Source organism: Bacillus sp. NPDC094077 (assembly GCF_050279465.1).
Taxonomy (GTDB): Bacteria; Bacillota; Bacilli; order Bacillales; family Bacillaceae_G; genus Bacillus_A.
Map to the genome: position 1 here is coordinate 64,984 of NZ_JBNNUF010000006.1, position 20,001 is coordinate 84,984.

Consider the following 20,001-nt stretch of genomic DNA (forward strand, 5'->3'; position numbering starts at 1 on the left):
GTATTTATAAATACCCAGTACATTTTTTATAACATGTTTATTATATAGTACATATCATATGCTTATAAGGGGGGGATACGGGTGTGTGATTTTTGTTCTGATTTTAAAAATAAGGAACGTAAATTTAAATTATTTGAGATAAAACCTATTCCTTTTTTTACTCCGTATCAATCTAGAAGAATGTCTGATACTTCAGCTGAATCAGACAAATCTTCTGATGCTTTATTAGAGTCAAAAATGTATTCTAATAACTCTGTAGAATTAATGGAATCATCTTCTCATCATTTACTAGATAATAGTTCTAATGACTCTGTAGAATTAATGGAATCATCTTCTCGTCATTTAGTAGATAATAGTTCTAATGATTCTGTAGAATTAATGGAATCATCTTCTCATCATTTAGTAGATAATAGTTCTAACAATAGTTTTTTAGAATTAACAAATGAGATTAGAGAATTTTTGTATTCTTATCAGTTACTTAATTTGCGTACTGTATTATTTTTAGAAGGGATTCATATTAAAGGTTTTATAATGAATGTAGGTTATAATTTAGTTACTATTATTGGACCGAATGTAGAAGTAGAAAGTAATTTAACTAATAATATTATAGGTTCTCCAAACAAGATTAATGTGAGACTTGATTCTATTCAAGCAATTGCTGATGTAGGATAGTTTTTTTTATTTTTTTGTAATTGGAAGTTTATTCTTTAAAGGTTTTGAAACAATTGAGGAATTAGAGTTAAGAAAGAAATTATCACAATTCTAATATAAAGTTAGATTAATTATATGCTTTTAGGATTTCAATGGTTGTCAAGAAAATGGGGGAAAAGAAAAGTTTCAGAACAGTTTTTTCTGGCGAAAATTGCAAATTGTTAATAATCCCCTTAAAGAGTCATCTTTAATATCTATCAATTATAAAATAAGAACATCCCCAAACGAATTTTTTCATTTTGGGGATTATTCATTATATTAGGTTGATGGGCATGGGGTACCGCCAGCATTTTGGAAAAAAACACGCAAAGAGCATGCAAGATGCTGGGGGACCCCAAGTTGGATTTGAAAATATCAGTTTCATTGAACGAGTAAAATCTGGAACATCTGGACATTTAGAAGTTGTTCAAAATACATCCGATACTTCTATTTTCTCTTATCAAGAGTTATTGGATTTATACTGGCCACAATTTGATCCAACTAATGATGGTGGACAATTTTTTTGACCTTGGTCCATCCAATCATACAGCTATTTTTATCACAATGAAATGCAAAAAGAGCTAGCTGAAAAATCAAAGCGGGCTCTAGCAGAAAGCAGTATGTTTAAAGATCCAATTGTAACGGAAATTCGTCAAGCAGCTCCTTTCTTTGAAGCAGAAGAATATCATCAACATTTTTATAAAAAAAATCTGGTCGTGAAGACTTTATTAAAGAAAATTTGCAAAAAAATAATTTCATAGACCTTCACTATATCTCGATATAAATTTTCTGCTTACGTATTCTGTCCATTTTTCAACTGCAACGCAATTAAGCTCGCAAAATCATGCACAAGTGTCGCAGCTAAAAGGGACGTAATTTGCGCTTGATCATATGGCGGTAATACTTCTACTAAGTCGAAACCAATATAATTAAAACCGCTTAATGCTCGCACCATATCCAGCGTCTCTCGACTATTAAATCCCCCTACCTCTAGCGTACCTGTACCTGGCGCACAAGATGGATCTACAAAATCAATATCAAATGTTAAGAAACATGGCGTATCACCAATTATTTCTCGCATTTGCTGGAGAATGCTTTCAAAACCACGATTGCATAATTCTGCTGTTGTAATGACGTTATAACCTAAATCACTACTAGCTTCTATATCACCAGGATGATTCAACGTTCCTCGGATTCCAATTTGAAATACCTTATCTGGTTGTAATAATCCTTCCTCATGTGCACGTATAAATGGCGAACCATGCCAATATTTTTCTTCATAATATGTATCCCACGTATCTGTGTGAGAATCAAAATGAATCATCGCGACAGGACCATGAACTTTAGCTGCTGCACGAAGACTTGCTAATGTAACAGAATGATCTCCGCCAAGTCCTATTGGAATGATTCCTTGCTGCATTAATCCCAAAACAGCTTCTTCAATTAAATCATAGCTACGATGAATATTATGCGGGATAACAGAAACATCCCCAATATCAATTGCATTTGTGTCATCAAACGGGTATACATGGTGAATTGGATGATAGGGAAACAACGTCATAGATGCTTGACGAATTGCTTGCGGGGCGAAACGCGCACCAACGCGGAATGACGCTGCCGTATCAAATGGCATTCCTAAAATAGCAATTTTTGCTTGATCATTACTAGAAGGTAATCTCATAAATGTACCTGTCGTACAAAATTCTGGTTTTACGTCTGGTGTGAGTGGATATTTCATTTTGCATTTCCCCTTTTTAAGCATGATTTTTCACATTTAACGAAACTTCCCTTAAATCATTTTTTCTTTTATTACTATGCAAAAATTGTGCCATGTAAAAAGGGATTCATTACTCTCTCTCCTTGCTTTTTGGTCTATGCAAAATTGAATAAACCATTTCATAATGCATAAAAAGGACGTAAAGTATCCTCCGATATTTTCATCTAGCGGTTTATTAATATACATTATTTAAAAGGTTTTGGTGCAAATATATAATGAAGAACACGAATAACAATAGATTCATTGCAATTGTCTTTAAGTTTTTGCATCAGATCCCCTACAGACAGTCAAACAACTCTAAGGGGTACCTCACCCAGTTCTTGTTGTAAGATAAACACCATGTAATCAATTAAAATAATATAACAACCCACATTAGCAACAAAAACATCATGAAAAGGCATTCCAAATATGGAACGCCTTCTTTTATATTATAAAATCATCAACTTAAACCTATTTTCAAATATACCCTTCAAAAATCTGAAATATTCTAATTAACATAATCGCTCATTTAACTAAAGAAATTTGTTAATTCCTTAACGCTCTTCTGACTTTTCTTGCGAAAATTAGTGGATTATCAACGTCTTCGATATTAACGTAAATCAAATTTGGATCATCACATAACCACTCATTGTGTATAGACGAAACTATTATTCCTTGTTTAATAATTGTAGCAACAAATTCAGTGACTTCCTTTTGTAAGAGTGCTACCCGGCCTAGACATAATGCCCGTCCAGTTTTTTTATCTCTTGATTCGAATGAGAAGGAAGTTGTTACTCTAAAACGTTTTCCCAAGATTGTAGCTTGTATTTCATCCCGATTTATTGTTGCCACGCATTTCCCACCAGCGAATCCTTTTTGACCGCCGATAATTCTTGCAAACTGTTGACAAATTGATTCATCATTAATCGCCATATCTTCAATTCCCCCCTTTTACTGTTAGGTTATGAATTAATACGTAGGTCTGAAACAGTAATGAATCTATTCGGTTACAAAAAAGATGATGGTAAATTAACGAAATCTGTTAGCCTAATTATTCTTGATCATATGAATTGTTACCAGAGTATAAATGATATATATAATATTCATTATCAGTAGTCAACGCTGCAGGAAATTTTCGTTATGGGGGAATTAAAATTCTTAGCTTGATGGCTGTGTGGCACTATCCCTTCTATAAAGATAACCAAAATTTAGAAATCATGTTTTTAGTAGAAAATAGCTATTCTAAATAGTGAATTTATAATTATAAAGAGGAATTTAATTATGACAGTAATTACTAAGCTTAAACAAACTATTTCTGGATTAAAAAATGCTCAAGCATGTTTAGAAGGATTTGTTCTTGATACTGACAATCAGTAAGCAAAAGACTTAGTTGCTTTATGTGTTTGGATGAGTCAAAATGTCGCTAATACCACTTTCACACGTATGGAATATACAGGGTTTTATAACTTGATATAGAACATAAAAAAGAGGAGTTTATACTGTAAATAAGGGGACATACATATGGAATTAGAATCCAAGGTTAAAGCAATCGTTTTAGATCTAGATGGTACTTTATTAAATTCACAAAAGAAAGTGTCAGAGAGAAATAGAAAGGCTATACTGGAGTGTCTGAAGAAAGGAATAAAGGTTATTTTTGCTACAGCAAGGGCGCCACGATCAGTTAAAGTGTTTCTTCCTCACGAACTTCAAGACATTACAACTATGATTTACTACAATGGAGCTTTGGTAGTAGATAACGCAATAGGTTACAGACAACATTACCCGATTGAGTCAGCTATCACAAATGAAATTATAGAATTTGTTATTACTCACCAGGCTGATGCATGCCTTTCAGTTGAATCGGAAGATACATGGTACAGTAATAAAACATTGGATTTCAACAAAACCATGAATGCAGTTGTAAATCCAATTGTAGTTCCATTAAATGAATTAAAAAAAGTTAGTGCTTCGAAATTATTAATCTCACAATATCCTCACTATGAAAAACTACAAAAACAGTTTGTGCATAAAGTAAGTACGCTATGTACCGATGAAGGAACTTTAACTCAAATCATGGCAAAAGGTGTTTCTAAAGAACGAGCTGTAAGGGAAATCTGCACTCAAAATAATATCTCTATGGATAACATAATGGTCTTTGGAGACGATTGGAATGATTTAGAGCTATTCTATACGTCTGGTTTTCCAATCGCTATGGGAAATGCAATACCTAAATTGAAGGATGCTGCATATTTTATTACCGATACCAATGATAAAGATGGTGCAGCACAAGTATTAGAAAAGTTAATTTGTACTGTTAACAACAGTTAAAAGAATAGAATGGTTACTTCCTATATCGAAAATCATGTGAATTTGTACTGTTATCAAACGACTACTATACGATGTTAGCTTTACATTGCCATAAAGGTAACAAAATAAACTACCACGTAACATTACAAGAGTTACGTGGTATGCAAGCTATGATATATTAAATTTTCACTGATTGTTCTTCTTGATAGATAATTTCACCATCAATAATAGTTGTTTCTACTTTTAAATCTTTAATTTTGTTTGGACTAACACTTAAAATGCTGTCATTTAATATAACTAAATCCGCCAGCTTTCCGACCTCTATGCTTCCTTTTATCTCTTCTTCAAAACTCGCATAAGCGCCATTCCATGTGTATAGTTTAATAGCTTCCATTACGCTTATAGATTGATTAGCACCAATCTCCATTCCAGACTGGCTTTTTCTATTGACAGCAACATGAATTCCTAATAAAGGATTATAGTCAGTAACTGGTGCGTCCGATCCACCTGCTGCAATGATGCCACGATCAATGAAATCACGAACAGCGTACATGTGATTAACACGATTACCATAGTGCTCTACATATATCTCTCCAAATTCATATGGAAATGGAGGATTTGGAATTGGAATCACCTCGAGTTTTTTCATTCTCTCTTGTAAATCTGGTGAAGAAATTCCCGCGTGTTCGATTCGATGACGGTGGTCTTTTCTTGGCGATTCCTCCAATGCCTTTTCTACACAATTTAAATACATTTCAATGGCTTTATCGCCTTGTGCATGTACAGTGATCTGATAGCCTTTTTTATGAGCTTCACCTAAAACCTGATAGATTTCTTCCTCACTATAATAAAGAATGCCATAATTGTTAGAGTCACTAGAGTACGGCTCACGTGTTGCAATGGTAGGTCCAGTGCTACTTCCATCTGTAAACAATTTAGCTGGTCCAACTTTGAATCTCTCATCTCCAGTACCAGTTACCACACCAGCTTCGATCATTTTATTAACAAATTCATGGGAGTTATTTAACTGACATATCATTGCATATATTCGGACACGAATATCCTTACTCTTCACAGCTTGTTGCAGTAAACGGAAACTCTCAGGACCATCTCCACCTGCGTCATGTATACTTGTTATGCCCGCTGCAACGAAATGATCTGATGCAATTTTCACAGCCTTCATCATTTCACTTTCTGTATAATTTGCAACCTCACTCATCTCCATATTTGCTGCTTCAATTAACTTTCCTGTAAGCCTTCCTGCCTGATTCTTTTCAATAACTCCCCCATTAGGATTCGGTGTGTTCTCGTTAATTTGCGCAATTTCTAATGCTTTGCTGTTCACCACACTTATATGGTTGCAAGTACGAGATACAATAATAGGGTGTTCAACTGAAATTTCATCCAGCTCAGTGATTGTTGGATAACGCTTTTCCTTCACAGCGGTTTCATTAAAGCCCCAAGCACGTATCCATTCACCTTTTGGAGTTTCTAAGGCCTTCTTTTTCAGATCATCTAACAAAGCCTCGATAGAATCAATATGTTCAGCTTTACAACTTACCGCCAACTGATTCAACCCATGAGCAATGAGGTGAATATGAGAATCAATGAATCCAGGAAGAAGCGTTTTTCCTTGCAGGTCAATTACATTCGTTTTTTCTCCTATAAAACTCTTAACCTCCTGATTTGAACCAACAACTGCGATACGATTATCTTTAATTGCTACAGCATCGACTACTGTATTCTTTTGGTCTACTGTAATAACTTCTCCATTTATCAATACAACATCAGCTTTCATAAACTCAACCCTTTCGGAATTACTCTTTTAGAGTAATTCATTCAGTATTTAAAGCTATATCTCTCGATAGGTTCTTCCGCTTTTTAATAGCAGGAACATGACTTTGTGTCAGAGGGAAATACGGCATTTCTTCAAGTTGTTCAAACGCCGCTCTTGCAAGCTCTTTTCGACCATACCCAACATTCACCGCACCAAAGACCGGACATACCGTCTAAATAACGATTTTCATCAATATCCGTCACCCATGCCCCTTCTGCTTTTGTAATAATTAAATTCGTTGGACTAGGGGCTGCTCCTCTCATTGCATGCCAAAGGTACTTTTCATCTGCTTTTTTCAAACTTTGTGTTTGTTCTGTCACTTGCATAATCACCAACTCCATTCTATCCTTTTATGATTTCACATCACTCTTTCAATAACGAGCCGTAAGCATTTTCTTGCGAGTATAAAATGCTACACCATCTTTTCCATTTGCATGGAGATCACCATAGAAGGATTGGGTACGTCTTCAACCTGTTTACTTGTGGATTCTATCCATTATCCGCCAATATGATTTTTCAACATCTCTACATTTTTCGTTACTACCATGGTGAAACCTCCTATTTTAAGATAACCGTCCTATGTATTTATTACACTTACAAAAGAAAGCGCATTCATAAGACGGTATGTAAACTTACTTGTATACATTTCACTACATTTCGTCAACATTACTTGAGAGAACAATGTCAGCTTTTCGATTCATTAGGCTTTATTATCATTCAGAACTTTCAGTCTACTGAATGTATAGGATCCGTTATCCGCTTAGCATCTCCCCCCATTTCAACATTATTTCAGATTGATCTCATGGTTCATTTTATAATTCTTTTTCAAAAACACTGGACAATCCCATTCACAGACAAGGTCCTTAGCCAAGGAAACGATCCAGTCCTTTGCAACATGATACTTTTTTCCATCAACAGTAATACATACTTCACCGTCTGTCACATAGAAAACTTCCTGTTCTTCTACATGCCAAGTTCCTTTATTCGGTTCGCCTATCCATGGTTCCCATGTGTCAACACCTAGTTGCTCAGCTTCTTCTGCTGTAAGTTTTTTCGCAAAAAACATGATGATCCTCTCTCTTTCTTATTGGTAATTTTGAAGGAAGAAGTTCTATAAACGTACTGCCTTAACATTTGTATCTTTTAAACGTTTGAACTCTTTTTTCATAAAGTATATGGCAATGAGAACGCCTGGAATTTCTGCAGCAGGAGCAGCGTACCATACACCTTCTACACCCCAGAATTTCGGAAAAATAAATAGAAACGGTAACATGAACAACAGTATTTTGCTAACACTAATAAACGTTGCGGACCAGTTTCTCTCTTGTGATTCGAAATAACCGGAGATAAGCAAGCTGACTGCACTAAGCGTAAACAAAGAATTGAATACAACTGTCGTCCAAATGCCCAATTTCTGCAATTCAGGATTACCACCGGAAAAAAATGACACAATTGGATCCGCAAAAATGATTAGTATGGCTGTCACAATCACAAAGAAGGAAACCGTAAAAATGAGTCCCATCTTAATTGCTTGTTTAACACGATCAAGGTTGCCCGCACCGTAATTATAACTAATGATCGGTTGAAGTCCTGTCATTCCACCGAGCGCTGCTAAGGCGAGCAGATTTGTAATGTAACCGTTTTGAATCGTGAAAGCTGCAACGTGCAGACCACCACCGTAGCTTTGCAGTAAGTTGTTGGTGAAAATAATTGCAATAAACATCATGAACTGATTCGAGAAAGATGCGAAGCCCGTCCAAGCCACTTCACCAATCGTCTTGAAATTAATCATCAGATCTTTCATTTTCGGCTTAAGGCTTGTTTTACCAAACCAGAAATAAAAGATTAGGAGAACAGGGATCGATTGTGAAATCGTGTTAGCCCATGAGGACCCCATCATCCCCATGTCATACTTCGTTACCATAATCCATTCTGCAATCCCAGCAACAACTGCTGCGACTAACCAACTGTTCATTGATAATACAGGTTTTTCATCGATATTAGTTAAAATACTTAATACAACGGCCAATATCGTTAATGGCAATGAAATCCATAGTAGTCGACTATATTGCACCGCATACGGAAGCGCTTCATCACTTGCCCCGAATAAAATCATAATTTCATTTTCAAAGACCAATCCCAGTACAGCTATTAAAGTGGAAAGAAAAAGAGTAAACCATAAGGTTTGACCCATAATACCTCTAGCTTCTTCGATATTCCCTTTTCCAAGTCGAAGTGAAATGACCGCTCCAGCTCCCACACCTAAAAGAACGCCAATCATACGGGTAATAACCATGACCGTAAATCCAATTCCTATCCCTTCGATTTCCAGCTCCTGAAAGCCACTGACGAAATAGCCATCGACAACCGATACAACTCCTAGAATTACGTTAGCCATAATTCCTGCCAAAGCAAACCGTAAATATAGTAACGGAATGCTTTTGGCTCCCAGTACTGAATCATACGCCGGCTTATTCATTACTTCTAGTTGCTCTCTCTTCGATGACGGACGGTCGTCTACTATTTTCATGAGCATATCCCCTTATAAATAATTTATATAGCAAGTTAAGCTCAATTAATTCGCATACCAATCTACAGGCTTGGCATGCTGGTGGATATTGATTTGCTTCGTTTCCATAAAGTGCTCTAGCCCAACAGCACCTAACGCTCTGCCGATTCCACTTTGCTTATACCCTCCCCAAGGACCTTCAACATAAGCGAGATGATAACTATTAATCCAAGTAATTCCCGCACGCAATTTACTAATGACACGTTTTGCTCGATCCATATCTTCAGTAAATACAGCACCTGCTAATCCATAAATGGAATCATTCGCCTTTTGGATGGCATCTTCCTCATCTTTAAATTTCTGTACCACAAGGACTGGACCAAAAATCTCTTCCTTAACAATACGCATATTCGCATTTACATCAGCAAAGATTGTTGGCGCAATGAAAAATCCTCGATCAAGCCCATTTTCTGTTAAGCGCTTTCCACCACAAACTAATTTTGCACCTTCTTCGATTCCGCTCTTAATATAATGTAAAACTTCATTCATATGAGGCTCGTTTGTGAGGGCTCCCATTTCAACGCTCTCGCTTTCCCCGTTACCCACTACAATTTTGCTCGCACGCTCGGCTAATCTTTCAACAAACTGATCGTAAATGGTCTCTTGTACAAGCAAACGGGATGCAGCTGAACAAACTTGCCCAGCATTGTGGAAAATACCAAACATCGCATTCTCGACTGCAATTTCAAAATCCACATCGTCGAACACAATAAGTGGAGATTTACCACCGAGTTCAAGTGTGATTTTTTTCATATTTCCCGCAGCTGCGCGCATAATACTTTGACCTGTTTTTGTTCCACCGATAAAGGCAATTTTGTCAACATCATGGCTCTCTGCAAGCTCATTCCCGACCTTTGAACCAGGTCCCAATACTAAGTTTGCCACTCCGTCAGGAAGTCCAACTTCTTCGATAATTTCAAATAATTTAAATACGCTTACAGGAGTGACATCAGCAGGTTTAATTACAATTGTATTCCCTGCGGCGAGTGCAGGAGCAATTTGCCAAACAGCTAACATAAGCGGGAAGTTCCAAGGTACAATAAGTCCACAAACACCAATCGGTTCATGAATAATCATTGTTTCCGAAGAATCAGCACGAGTGTACGATTCCTTTTTCATACCTTTGATCAAGTCAGCATAATAGCGGAAGCATTGAATCGACACCGGAATATCCACATAGGTTGTTGCACGAATAACCTTACCGTTATTTGCAGTTTCCAAACGTGCGATTTCAACTGCCTTCGCTTCAAGACGATCTGCAATCTTATATAGATAGTCAGCTCTTTCATCAGCCGATAATTCCGACCAGATCCCGCTGTCAAACGCTTTACGAGCCGCTTTGATTGCTATCTTCGCCTCATCTGCTGATCCATTAGCAGACGTTGCGATAACCTCTCCGGTTGCAGGATTGATAATGTTTCGCCTAGCACCCGATAATGCTTCCACCCATTTCCCGTCAATGAACATGTTAATTTTCATAAATAACTCTCCTTCACGCAATAATATCTAACAGTTTGAAACCAATATGTGCTAGATTGACCAGCATCGTTTTCTGATTATAGAACGGGAATGATTTGAGACGTTCCTTTTCAAATCGATATCCACCTGCGCTCCCCGTAACGATCCATTGTGCCAATAACTTACCAAACAATGTCGAAAGAGACGCGCCGTGGCCCGTATAACCCGTTGCGAAATATGCGCCTTCTTTGGATTTGCCGATAACCGGGAACGTGTCAATTGTAACCCCGATAAATCCACCCCATCGGTAATCAATCTTGCTTCCTGCTAGTTTTGGCATTATTTTAACCATAGCATCGTAAACACTTTGATAAACAGCATCACCTAAGTTTGGACGAACATCGCCACCGCCAAATAAGATGCGATTATCTGGTGTACGCCTGAAATAGTAAAGAAAACTACTTGTATCAAAAACCATGCGATCATTAGGAATGACCGTATTCACCAGTGATTCTGGAAACTGTTCAGTAGCAATAATACGTGCCGAAATTGGCAGTACGCCTTTATTCAGCTCACTCATGATTTTCCCAGAGTAACCATCTGTTGCCACAATAATGTCTTTCGCAGTAACAGCACCTTTTTCTGTTACAACTTTCACGCTGTTTCGACCGTACTCAATAGATAGCGCTTTCGAATGCTCAAAGATTTTTGCACCGAGCGATTTAGCTGCTTCTCCCAAACCAATTGCATAGTTCAGTGGTTGAAACGAGTAACTCGAGTTGTCGACTAAGCAGCCATAATAATGTGGAGAATCGATTTCTTGATGCAACTGACTTCGATTCAGCACGCTTGATTCGTATCCAAAATTTTCATTTAAGTATTCGCTCTCATGTTTCAATCCTTCAAAATGCTTGGCTTTGTAAGCCGCCACAATGTGACCTGTCTTTCTAAAATTACAGTTGATTTGATGCTCGTCGATGATGTTTTTAACCAGCTCAACACTGAGCAGAGAAAGATTGTTAAGTTGTCTCGCCTCGTCGTCACCATACTTCTTCGCAAGCTCCTGCATCGTTGGCTTATAGCCTGGCAATACCATTCCGCCGTTACGACCGCTTGCGCCATATCCGATTGTTTCCTGCTCAAGGACAATGACACTCTTCCCTAATTTTTGCAAATGATATGCAGAAGAAAGACCTGTGAAACCTGCGCCAATAATGACAACATCCGCCTCTTCGTTTCCTTCAAGAGGTTTTCCTTTGTCATAGCTGTTTGCAGTCGCTGTCCACAGAGACAGAGTATCCATTCGATCCATCTTATCCATAGCTAATCCTTCTCCTTTCGTGACATGTATGTTACAATACAGTCAAAAATATTCTAAATATTCAAATTTCTTTAGTTCATCATATTACTTGGAGTTTCCTCCAAGTCAATAGCTATTTGAGAGTTTTTTTAATTCATTTTTGTGAAAAAGTGGAGTAACTCCACTTTTTTCAGTGGGGGGGACATCTATGAAGATTGGTACATTTGCAAAGCTTTTTCATGTTACGACTGATACCGTTCGTTATTACATTGAACTGGGATTATTAATACCAGACAAAAAAAACACCCAGTATCAAATGAACCAATTGTGCTTCGACGACATGGCTTTTATTACTAAGCTGAAAAAATTTCATTTTTCATTGCAAGAAATCCAACGAATTTTATCATATCAGCGTGTTACAAACTTCTCGGACCATGAGGATATCGACTACTACAACAACTTGCTCATTGATAAAAAGAACGAGTTGACCAAGAAAAAAGAAGACATATCAAAAGCTATCCAATTAATTGAAACAGCGGTTCAAACTAGATCGCCTTCGTCTAAAGAAGAAAATCTTACAGGGATCCCACTTTCCTTTGTAAATCTACTCTATTGTCCGAAGTGCCGCATTCCACTTGAAATGAAAGATGTAACGATTAAAAAAGTCGACATTCACACAGGAAGTTTAACTTGCACCTGTGGATACGAGGCAGCTATCGAGGAAGGTATTATCATTACTACGAACTTGTACGAGACGTCTCCTTATCCATCTTATTTCTACGATAAAGAAACGATTAAAGAGATCAATCCCAAAATGATTAACTTATTTGAAAAAAGTAATTTTTGGTTTCAAAAAGTTCTACAAAATATAGCTTTGAAAAATAAATTAATTGTAGAAACAAACATTGACGCTTTTGTGTCACTCCCCAAATATATCGATGTTCTTGAAACGAGCGCATCCTATGTATTCAGTGGCTATTCGCTTGCAATGCTAAAGAAGGTTAGAAATAGAATTGAGCGGATGAATCCGAAGCCACGCGTCCTTTATATTTTGAATTCTGATTTAAATCTGCCATTAAAACCACTTAGCATCGATGTTTTTGTGGATAGTTTTACAGTAACAGATTTTTCACTGCTCAATCCGCAGTTCCCAATTCACGTTCTAAAAAACTATTTCCATAGCAATTCAACAATTGTCGGCGGGTACTCGTATTATGATAGCTCGGCCAAATCCTTGAAAAACATTTCAACCTTATATCCAAATTCCGACGAGCATATTTTGTATCCAAAATACTTAGAAGAAAATTTATCGGTCAACGGATTTCAAATTACGCAAAGTGAAAATATCGGTTACTGTACAGATCCAGGACCTTATTTCGACTATCATGTAATAGACGAAAAATTCCATAAGCTAATGTATTTGGCTAGTACGAAACAATAGCATACAAAAAGAGGTTGTCCGAAAAGTAGGCTATTTCATGGATGAGACAGCACCCTTGTAGATAAAATCGTGGTCAATTTAAAAAACACCTATTCAACCGCTACATTCCCTCTTCTTTCACTGATCAATTGTAAAAAAAACAAGCCATCCAACTCATAAAGAATGAATTGGATGGCTTATTCTGTATCAAAAAGAACACCTGTTATTTGATTACTTCAATTTCCCCTCAAAAACAATTTTTCTACCGCACGGTTCAACTACTGTTTTACCGTCTTTCTTCACTTCATGAAAGATTGGCTCTTCCATACGACGAGACGGTGCATATCCTTCTTGTTCCATGCGCGCTAAGCAGTCAGTAATCGTTTCGTTTTCGAGTACTTCAAATTTTTTCTTATTAGGTTGTTTTGTCATGCCCTAACCTACTTTCTATTTTTCTTGATGCGAATTGATTCTTCATGTAGATCATATATAACAGTGCGAGAATTCCCATTATAATCATAACCGCAATAAAAAAGCTTGTATACTGTATTTTTTCTATAAATATGCCTCCTAATACAGGTCCCATAATACTTCCTATACTAAAGGCGATTCCGGATAATATATTACCTGCTGGTAGTAAGTGCCTCGGTAATAAATCTGTCATAAATCCAAGTCCTAAAGAGAAGCACGATCCAATGACCATACCCGCTAAAAGCATACAAGTAAAGACAATCCAATAATATTGATCAAATACGGCTGCAAGTAGGAAAATGCCAGTACTTATGCTGAACGTCCACGTTAAAATACGATCTCTTCCGTGTTTATCACTCAATATACCGAGCGGGATTTGTGTAATAATGCCCCCAACTGCAAACGCTGGTAATAAGAAGGAAACCTCTGAAACGGACCATCCCTTACGAAGCGCATATACCGGTAAGTTACTATTTAGCATCGCTTCAAGCACACCGTATGCAAGTGGTCCCATTAAAGCAATCCACCCTAATCCAACAACTTGTTTATAACGAGAAAATGATGATTCACTTTCAGTTTTCATTTCATCTAGTGCTGGGAATGCATTTTTCGTTGGGAGTAGTAAAAGCCAACCTATTAAGCAAAGTATAGTAGATACGATAAATGGTGTTGCAAGACCATACTGAACAGTGCTTGCTAAATACGGACCGACGGCAAAACCAATTCCGAAGAATACACCGTATATTGATACTTGTCTTCCTATTTTACTCGGGTCCGATGTTGTCGTGATCCATGTTTGCGTTCCGACATGAAGCATATGATCTCCGACTCCAACTAGAAATCTAAGAATAAACCATATCCAAAATGAAAATGTTTGTGTAAAAAAGAATAATGAAATAATAACGAGAAACCCACCAATGACGATAATTGGCTTCATTCCAAACTTTTGCATCGGTTTTTCAAGAAATGGTGAGATAACTAATATCCCAATGTATAATGCCGTCGCATGAATACCGTTAATACTTGAACTAACCCCTTCTTGTTCAAAAATCATTGCAATGGCAGGTAAAAGCATTCCTTGTGACAAACCTGAAATTGCTACAATCCCAACCATAATCCAAAAAGTAAAACGCATTGACATCCCTAATCTCTCCCTTTTGTAATCCAACACACTCATTATAAACTGTATTCTTTCTAATAAGAAAGAGATAGTGAATGAAATTATATCAATTCTTCAATAATGAAAAAGAAGTTAGACTTGCTTCATCTAACTTCTTCCCCTTCCCTACTTATTTTCTAACCAATTCTCTACATGTTTTATAAATACATCTAAACAATCAATAAACGGTGAGTGTCCGCAATCTTCTAACACCTGCAACTCTGCATTCGGCAAATGTTTTGCTAATTCCTCACCTACTACTTGCGGTACGACGTAATCTCTGTCACCTTGTATGACGAGTGTAGGAGCTTTAATACGATGAATTTGCTTATTCCCCTCTACAACCCCATTGTGTTCATCCGAAATATTAAATGTAATGAGCGCATAATTCACATCTACGAAATTACGCTGCGTTAACATATCATCTAAATACTTCTCATAACGATCCGGTTCCGGTTGATTATGTGTATATATTAAAAGATTCCATACTGTACGGTAATATAATTTATTCATATTTTTTATCGCATCTAGTACTGGAACGATTTGTACTGGATCTTGCGCGATTTCTTCTTTCGTCTTTAATAAACTCGATACGATCGGTTGCCCGTTAATATCCTTTTTAAAGATTGGATATCCTTTCATCCCTACTGATTCTACTAAAATTAACTTTTCTACAAAAGTTGGGTGATTCGCTGTAAATTGCATCGCAACACCACCGCCCATTGACCATCCCATCAATGAAAATTTCTCTAGTTTTAATTGATCGATAAATAGTTTTACATCTTCTGCAAAGTCTTGCAATGAATCTATCGAATTATTATACGTTGATTGTCCAAATCCTCTTAAATCAAGAGCGTAAATATGGTATTGATTTTGCAGCTTTTCAATAACTAAATCAAAGTGTTGTGACGATGTCATGTTCCCGTGAATGAGTACAAGAATTTCTGTATTTTGCCTTCCAACTTCCTGATACGCGATCGTTTCTCCGTTCGATAGTGAAACAAACTCCATTGTTGCAGGCCTAATCATCACAAGTTCCCCCATTCTTTTTAATAGAAAGAAAATTCTTTACTTAATTAAAGAATACCATGCAGAATGTACGTTCTCAACATAAAACCTATACGAAATTTTTACATAATACTACATGTCTATTACTAGACAATTATAATAAAAAAGTATATAGTTAGCTAGGTAACTAATTTGAAAGGATCAAAATACATGGACGAAAAACAACATTTTTTTCACATCGTCAGCCAGACTTCTCGAAAGTTTACGAAGAAATTTAATGAACGCGTATCTCCAACTGGGTTATTTAGTGCGCAATGGGCTGTAATTTTCCGCATTAATCAAACTGGTCCCTGTACTCAAACAGAATTATGCCAGTATTTAAATGTTGAATCTCCAACGATGACTCGTACGTTAACACGTATGGAAACAATGGGATGGATTATTCGTACAGAAGGAAAAGATCGTCGCGAGAAGCTCATTTCTTTATCAGAAACAGCGATAGAAATGATTCCGGTATGGCAAGAGGAAGTTGATACTTTCGAAGAAAAGACACTAGATGGTATTAACGAAGATGATTTACATCAAGCATTTCAAGTGTTACAACAAATTATTAAAAATTTAGATGATTAAATTGGAGGGATGACGATGCAAAGTGAGAAACTTTGGACGAAGGATTTCCTCGGAACTTGTTTTAGTAGTCTATTTCTCTTTTTAACATTTTACATGCTTATGACTACTCTGCCTGTCTATGTAATAGACGGCCTAAAAGGAAAACCTGAGGAAATTGGTTTAGTTGCAACTGTTTTTCTTATTTCTTCTGTTTTATGTAGACCATTCACAGGAAAATGGCTCGATGATTTAGGAAGAAAGAAAATATTATTTATTTCGCTTTCATTATTTTTAGCCGCTACCGTTATGTATTTCGGTGCACAAAGTTTATTTTTATTACTTGCCCTTCGCTTCTTACATGGTATTGGGTTCGGCATGGCAACAACTGCAACTGGTACGATTGTAACAGATGTTGCGCCAGCTCATAGACGCGGTGAAGCACTTGCTTATTATGGCGTATTTATGAGTCTGCCAATGGTAATTGGTCCTTTTTTAGGTTTAACAATTATTTCTCATTTTTCATTTACTGTATTATTTATCGTTTGTTCCGTATTTTCATTACTCGCATTTTTATTAGGATTAGTAGTGAATATTCCACATGAGAAACCAGTAAGCAAACAAAAACGAGAAAAAATGAAATGGAAAGACTTAATTGAACCATCCTCTATTCCGATCGCTCTGACAGGATTTGTTTTAGCCTTTTCTTATAGTGGTATTTTATCCTTTATTCCTATTTATGCAAAAGAGCTTGGTTTAGGAGAGGTTGCTAGTTACTTCTTTATTTTATACGCACTTGTTGTTGTAATTTCTCGTCCATTTACAGGAAAAATCTTTGATCGTTTCGGTGAAAATGTACTTATTTATCCAGCTATTATTATTTTCACAATTGGAATGTTCATTTTAAGCCAAGCACAAACTTCATTTTGGTTCCTTGGCGCAGGTATGTTAATCGGTTTAGGTTACGGAACATTAATTCCAAGCTTCCAAACGATTGCAATTTCTGCCGCTCCAAACCATCGACGTGGTTCTGCGACAGCTACTTACTTCTCATTCTTTGATAGCGGCATTGGCTTTGGTTCTTTCATTTTAGGTATCGTCGCTGCGAAATCAAGTTATCATAATATGTATTTTATCGCAGCTATTATCGTTGCGTTCACTTTACTTCTATATTATGGATTACACGGGCGAAAACAAAAATTCAAGAAACAACGTACAGACGGACAAATATCCGCTTAACGTGAATAAGGAAAGTAAACTTCCCCGTTTACTTTCCTTATTTTGTATTTCTTTCAAGACGAGCGTATACTTATAATAGAAAATAAAGGAGGGACCTATATGAAATTTAAAAAATCTCCCCTACTCTTACTCATAATAACATGCATATTTGTAATTACAGGGCTTGGTTTTACATACTTCAAACAGAATAAAACGACCCCATCGAAAAATAACGTGACAAAAGAAAATTGGTTAGATGATCCTTACTTACGTTGGTCGTACACACATATGAAAGAATTCACTTTAATTAACGAGGTAAATAATAACCCTAATCAAATTTCCCACTTCCCTACTGCACTACAAAACTTAGACGATTTTGCTGTTCAACGTGGATTAGGAAATACAACTCCTCTAAAAAAGCTTTTAGACGATAACAAAACAGATGCTTTTGTCGTTGTACATAATGGTCAACTTGTTTATGAACGCTATTTCAATGGGTATAAACAGAATGAACCTCATGGAATGGCATCATTAGCAAAAGTATTTACCGGGGCAATTATACAATCTCTCGCTGAAGAGAATCGTATTGATGTAGAAAAAACGGCTGACACTTACATAAAAGAATTAAAAAATACACCGTTCGGAAAAGCAACACTTCAGCAATTAATGGACATGCAAGTTTCTGTAGAATACCCCACTCACGGATATGTGCAGCCTGGACTAGAAAATCAAGATGCACAACTATATTTAGCTAGCAATATTTTACCTCGAGGTAAAAATTACGATGGTCCAATGAAAATTTATGATATGTTACGAGAAGCTGAAGAAACTGCACCGCCTGGTTCCGCTTTTTCTTACAATAACGGATCAACGGAAACGCTCGCCTGGATTATTCGAACAATCACTGGTAAATCACTAGCTGAAAATGTAAGTGAACGAATTTGGTCTCAAATTGGTGTGGAAGAAAACGCGTATTACGTTACAGATGAAACAAAAGTAGAACAAGCAAGTGCTGGTTTAAATGCAACTGCTAGAGATATGGCGAGATTCGGACAACTACTACTAAATAACGGGCAATATAACGGCAAACAAATCATCCCTTCCTCTATTACAGAAAGTGTAAAAGATGTACAAGAAGGTGAACTCGCAATTGGCAGTGGTGCTTCTATTTCTTATCATAATCAATGGTGGATTCCGCACAATGAACAAGGTGCTTTCGAAGTGTTAGGTAGTTACGGACAAACACTTTACATCGACCCGAAAGCAAATATGGTAATCGTCCACTTCTCTTCTAACGCTGCGCCAAGCAATGAAATACATTCAACTTACTCAAATATGTATGTTGATATTGCACATCATTTAGAAAAGCTTTCACAGTAGTGTAAGCTTTTTTATTTGAGTGTTCTATTTGCATCAATCCTATTCCCAGTTATCATTTTATCTTTCCTTATCAACAAACAAGACGCCACCCAGGTCACGGTAGCGCCTACAATAATTGCTTTAAACTTAATCAAACTCATTTATCCTCACGTTATTTATTTCGTTGCTTCCATACTCCATTCTCTTTACGATAAGTATTCTTTCCATTTATATAATCATTTCCATTTAGTACCTTCATAGGAGTCGGACGCTTATATGTGCCACTCCCCTTCTTTGATACATTTAAGCATTTCAAATACCATACCACAGCTTTCTAGAGCCCTTGTTAATTCCTCACCTTCTATTTCAAATGATTATTTTGTTTAATTTTCACCACTAGCCTTCAAAATATTTCATAATCAATATATAATGAATTAAAAACAATATTAGGAGTAGGTAAAATGCCTGATACACTTGAACTCATTCTTTTCACCCTTATAGCAATTAGTGCTGTTGGCTATTTAATAAAAGAATTTCAAAAAACTAGGAAAAGAATACTTGGAATTTCACTAGAATTTTTAGTTCTTTTCTGGTCAATATGGAGAATATCGACTATCATAATCTAATTTGTAAAATATAATCCATCCTAAATAAAACTCCATATTCCGTCAATAATGTGAACAACATTATATTTTCTCCATTCCCCATGGAGATGAGCAGTTAGCTTTTGCTAACTGCTCTTTTATTTGTAACTTTTATAGACAAGCTTTCATATAATGTAGTCATTCCTTTCTTATAAAATTAAGCTCGTCAATTGAATTATAAAAACAGGGTTATATCCTA

Annotated in this window: 16 protein-coding genes and 4 pseudogenes; 8 read left to right on the forward strand and 12 right to left on the reverse strand. The window is 36.4% G+C overall.

Features of this window, described 5'->3' with window-relative positions; genetic code table 11:
- Positions 1-81 precede the first annotated feature (81 nt).
- Both ACQKNR_RS16425 and ACQKNR_RS16430 read left to right on the forward strand, forming a co-directional pair.
- Complete coding sequence (locus tag ACQKNR_RS16425) at positions 82-672, forward strand: hypothetical protein (RefSeq protein ID WP_427318798.1); 591 nt, start codon at positions 82-84, stop codon at positions 670-672.
- 353 nt (positions 673-1,025) lie between these two features.
- A pseudogene (locus tag ACQKNR_RS16430) lies at positions 1,026-1,451 on the forward strand (peptide-methionine (S)-S-oxide reductase).
- Positions 1,452-1,483: 32 nt separating this feature from the next.
- Here ACQKNR_RS16430 and speB read toward each other — a convergent pair.
- Positions 1,484-2,428: an agmatinase gene (speB, locus tag ACQKNR_RS16435; protein ID WP_427318799.1), complete on the reverse strand. Its 945-nt coding sequence runs from the start codon at positions 2,426-2,428 to the stop codon at positions 1,484-1,486.
- Between the two features lie 564 nt (positions 2,429-2,992).
- A complete protein-coding gene (locus ACQKNR_RS16440; RefSeq protein ID WP_427318800.1) occupies positions 2,993-3,379 on the reverse strand; it encodes a DUF1259 domain-containing protein in 387 nt (128 codons plus the stop codon).
- Between the two features lie 348 nt (positions 3,380-3,727).
- Between ACQKNR_RS16440 and ACQKNR_RS16445 the strand changes: the two are divergent.
- A pseudogene (locus ACQKNR_RS16445) lies at positions 3,728-3,820 on the forward strand (DUF1657 domain-containing protein); the annotation flags it as partial.
- A 147-nt stretch (positions 3,821-3,967) separates the two neighbouring features.
- Complete coding sequence (locus tag ACQKNR_RS16450) at positions 3,968-4,774, forward strand: HAD family hydrolase (protein WP_427318801.1); 807 nt, start codon at positions 3,968-3,970, stop codon at positions 4,772-4,774.
- 157 nt (positions 4,775-4,931) lie between these two features.
- Here ACQKNR_RS16450 and ACQKNR_RS16455 read toward each other — a convergent pair whose 3' ends face one another.
- The 7 genes and pseudogenes from ACQKNR_RS16455 to ACQKNR_RS16485 all read right to left on the reverse strand — a co-directional run bounded on the left by ACQKNR_RS16455 (position 4,932) and on the right by ACQKNR_RS16485 (position 11,938).
- Complete coding sequence (locus tag ACQKNR_RS16455) at positions 4,932-6,551, reverse strand: amidohydrolase (RefSeq protein WP_427318802.1); 1,620 nt, start codon at positions 6,549-6,551, stop codon at positions 4,932-4,934.
- A 64-nt stretch (positions 6,552-6,615) separates the two neighbouring features.
- Positions 6,616-6,916 (reverse strand): annotated as a pseudogene (locus tag ACQKNR_RS16460) (aminotransferase class III-fold pyridoxal phosphate-dependent enzyme); the annotation flags it as partial.
- Between the two features lie 45 nt (positions 6,917-6,961).
- Positions 6,962-7,048 (reverse strand): annotated as a pseudogene (locus tag ACQKNR_RS16465) (methylmalonate-semialdehyde dehydrogenase); the annotation flags it as partial.
- A gap of 326 nt (positions 7,049-7,374) precedes the next feature.
- Positions 7,375-7,656 carry a cupin domain-containing protein gene (locus tag ACQKNR_RS16470; protein WP_427318803.1) on the reverse strand — a complete coding sequence of 94 codons (282 nt, stop codon included), beginning with the start codon at positions 7,654-7,656 and terminating at the stop codon, positions 7,375-7,377.
- Positions 7,657-7,701: 45 nt separating this feature from the next.
- Positions 7,702-9,120 (reverse strand): MATE family efflux transporter, encoded by a 1,419-nt coding sequence (locus ACQKNR_RS16475; protein ID WP_427318804.1) that lies wholly within the window; start codon positions 9,118-9,120, stop codon positions 7,702-7,704.
- A gap of 45 nt (positions 9,121-9,165) precedes the next feature.
- Positions 9,166-10,638, reverse strand: coding sequence for an aldehyde dehydrogenase family protein (locus ACQKNR_RS16480; protein ID WP_427318805.1), 1,473 nt, complete (start codon positions 10,636-10,638; stop codon positions 9,166-9,168).
- Positions 10,639-10,651: 13 nt separating this feature from the next.
- Positions 10,652-11,938 (reverse strand): NAD(P)/FAD-dependent oxidoreductase, encoded by a 1,287-nt coding sequence (locus ACQKNR_RS16485; protein ID WP_427318806.1) that lies wholly within the window; start codon positions 11,936-11,938, stop codon positions 10,652-10,654.
- Between the two features lie 187 nt (positions 11,939-12,125).
- On the opposite strand from ACQKNR_RS16485, the gene ACQKNR_RS16490 reads away from it, so the two are divergent.
- Positions 12,126-13,358, forward strand: coding sequence for a MerR family transcriptional regulator (locus ACQKNR_RS16490; protein WP_427318807.1), 1,233 nt, complete (start codon positions 12,126-12,128; stop codon positions 13,356-13,358).
- A gap of 210 nt (positions 13,359-13,568) precedes the next feature.
- Here ACQKNR_RS16490 and ACQKNR_RS16495 read toward each other — a convergent pair whose 3' ends face one another.
- The 3 genes from ACQKNR_RS16495 to ACQKNR_RS16505 all read right to left on the reverse strand — a co-directional run bounded on the left by ACQKNR_RS16495 (position 13,569) and on the right by ACQKNR_RS16505 (position 16,011).
- Positions 13,569-13,769 carry an NETI motif-containing protein gene (locus tag ACQKNR_RS16495; RefSeq protein WP_000166303.1) on the reverse strand — a complete coding sequence of 67 codons (201 nt, stop codon included), beginning with the start codon at positions 13,767-13,769 and terminating at the stop codon, positions 13,569-13,571.
- Positions 13,753-14,949 carry an MFS transporter gene (locus tag ACQKNR_RS16500; protein ID WP_427318808.1) on the reverse strand — a complete coding sequence of 399 codons (1,197 nt, stop codon included), beginning with the start codon at positions 14,947-14,949 and terminating at the stop codon, positions 13,753-13,755. Before ACQKNR_RS16500 ends, ACQKNR_RS16495 begins: the two co-directional genes overlap by 17 nt.
- Positions 14,950-15,093: 144 nt before the next feature.
- Positions 15,094-16,011, reverse strand: a complete 918-nt coding sequence (locus ACQKNR_RS16505) for an alpha/beta fold hydrolase (RefSeq protein WP_427318809.1) — start codon at positions 16,009-16,011, stop codon at positions 15,094-15,096.
- A 174-nt stretch (positions 16,012-16,185) separates the two neighbouring features.
- On the opposite strand from ACQKNR_RS16505, the gene ACQKNR_RS16510 reads away from it, so the two are divergent.
- The 3 genes from ACQKNR_RS16510 (at position 16,186) to ACQKNR_RS16520 (ending at position 19,179) form a co-directional block, all read left to right on the forward strand.
- Positions 16,186-16,605: a MarR family winged helix-turn-helix transcriptional regulator gene (locus tag ACQKNR_RS16510; RefSeq protein WP_427318810.1), complete on the forward strand. Its 420-nt coding sequence runs from the start codon at positions 16,186-16,188 to the stop codon at positions 16,603-16,605.
- A gap of 15 nt (positions 16,606-16,620) precedes the next feature.
- Positions 16,621-17,820 (forward strand): MFS transporter, encoded by a 1,200-nt coding sequence (locus ACQKNR_RS16515; protein WP_427318811.1) that lies wholly within the window; start codon positions 16,621-16,623, stop codon positions 17,818-17,820.
- Between the two features lie 99 nt (positions 17,821-17,919).
- A complete protein-coding gene (locus tag ACQKNR_RS16520) occupies positions 17,920-19,179 on the forward strand; it encodes a serine hydrolase domain-containing protein (RefSeq protein ID WP_427318812.1) in 1,260 nt (419 codons plus the stop codon).
- Positions 19,180-20,001: the final 822 nt, after the last annotated feature.

Bases quoted from the DNA above. Each gene is read 5' to 3' on its own strand.
- speB (WP_427318799.1), bottom strand. From the start codon at position 2,428: ATGAAATATCCACTCACACCAGACGTAAAACCAGAATTTTGTACGACA.
- ACQKNR_RS16440 (WP_427318800.1), bottom strand. From the start codon at position 3,379: ATGGCGATTAATGATGAATCAATTTGTCAACAGTTTGCAAGAATTATC.
- ACQKNR_RS16450 (WP_427318801.1), top strand. From the start codon at position 3,968: ATGGAATTAGAATCCAAGGTTAAAGCAATCGTTTTAGATCTAGATGGT.
- ACQKNR_RS16455 (WP_427318802.1), bottom strand. From the start codon at position 6,551: ATGAAAGCTGATGTTGTATTGATAAATGGAGAAGTTATTACAGTAGAC.
- ACQKNR_RS16470 (WP_427318803.1), bottom strand. From the start codon at position 7,656: ATGTTTTTTGCGAAAAAACTTACAGCAGAAGAAGCTGAGCAACTAGGT.
- ACQKNR_RS16475 (WP_427318804.1), bottom strand. From the start codon at position 9,120: ATGAAAATAGTAGACGACCGTCCGTCATCGAAGAGAGAGCAACTAGAA.
- ACQKNR_RS16480 (WP_427318805.1), bottom strand. From the start codon at position 10,638: ATGAAAATTAACATGTTCATTGACGGGAAATGGGTGGAAGCATTATCG.
- ACQKNR_RS16485 (WP_427318806.1), bottom strand. From the start codon at position 11,938: ATGGATAAGATGGATCGAATGGATACTCTGTCTCTGTGGACAGCGACT.
- ACQKNR_RS16490 (WP_427318807.1), top strand. From the start codon at position 12,126: ATGAAGATTGGTACATTTGCAAAGCTTTTTCATGTTACGACTGATACC.
- ACQKNR_RS16495 (WP_000166303.1), bottom strand. From the start codon at position 13,769: ATGACAAAACAACCTAATAAGAAAAAATTTGAAGTACTCGAAAACGAA.
- ACQKNR_RS16500 (WP_427318808.1), bottom strand. From the start codon at position 14,949: ATGTCAATGCGTTTTACTTTTTGGATTATGGTTGGGATTGTAGCAATT.
- ACQKNR_RS16505 (WP_427318809.1), bottom strand. From the start codon at position 16,011: ATGGGGGAACTTGTGATGATTAGGCCTGCAACAATGGAGTTTGTTTCA.
- ACQKNR_RS16510 (WP_427318810.1), top strand. From the start codon at position 16,186: ATGGACGAAAAACAACATTTTTTTCACATCGTCAGCCAGACTTCTCGA.
- ACQKNR_RS16515 (WP_427318811.1), top strand. From the start codon at position 16,621: ATGCAAAGTGAGAAACTTTGGACGAAGGATTTCCTCGGAACTTGTTTT.
- ACQKNR_RS16520 (WP_427318812.1), top strand. From the start codon at position 17,920: ATGAAATTTAAAAAATCTCCCCTACTCTTACTCATAATAACATGCATA.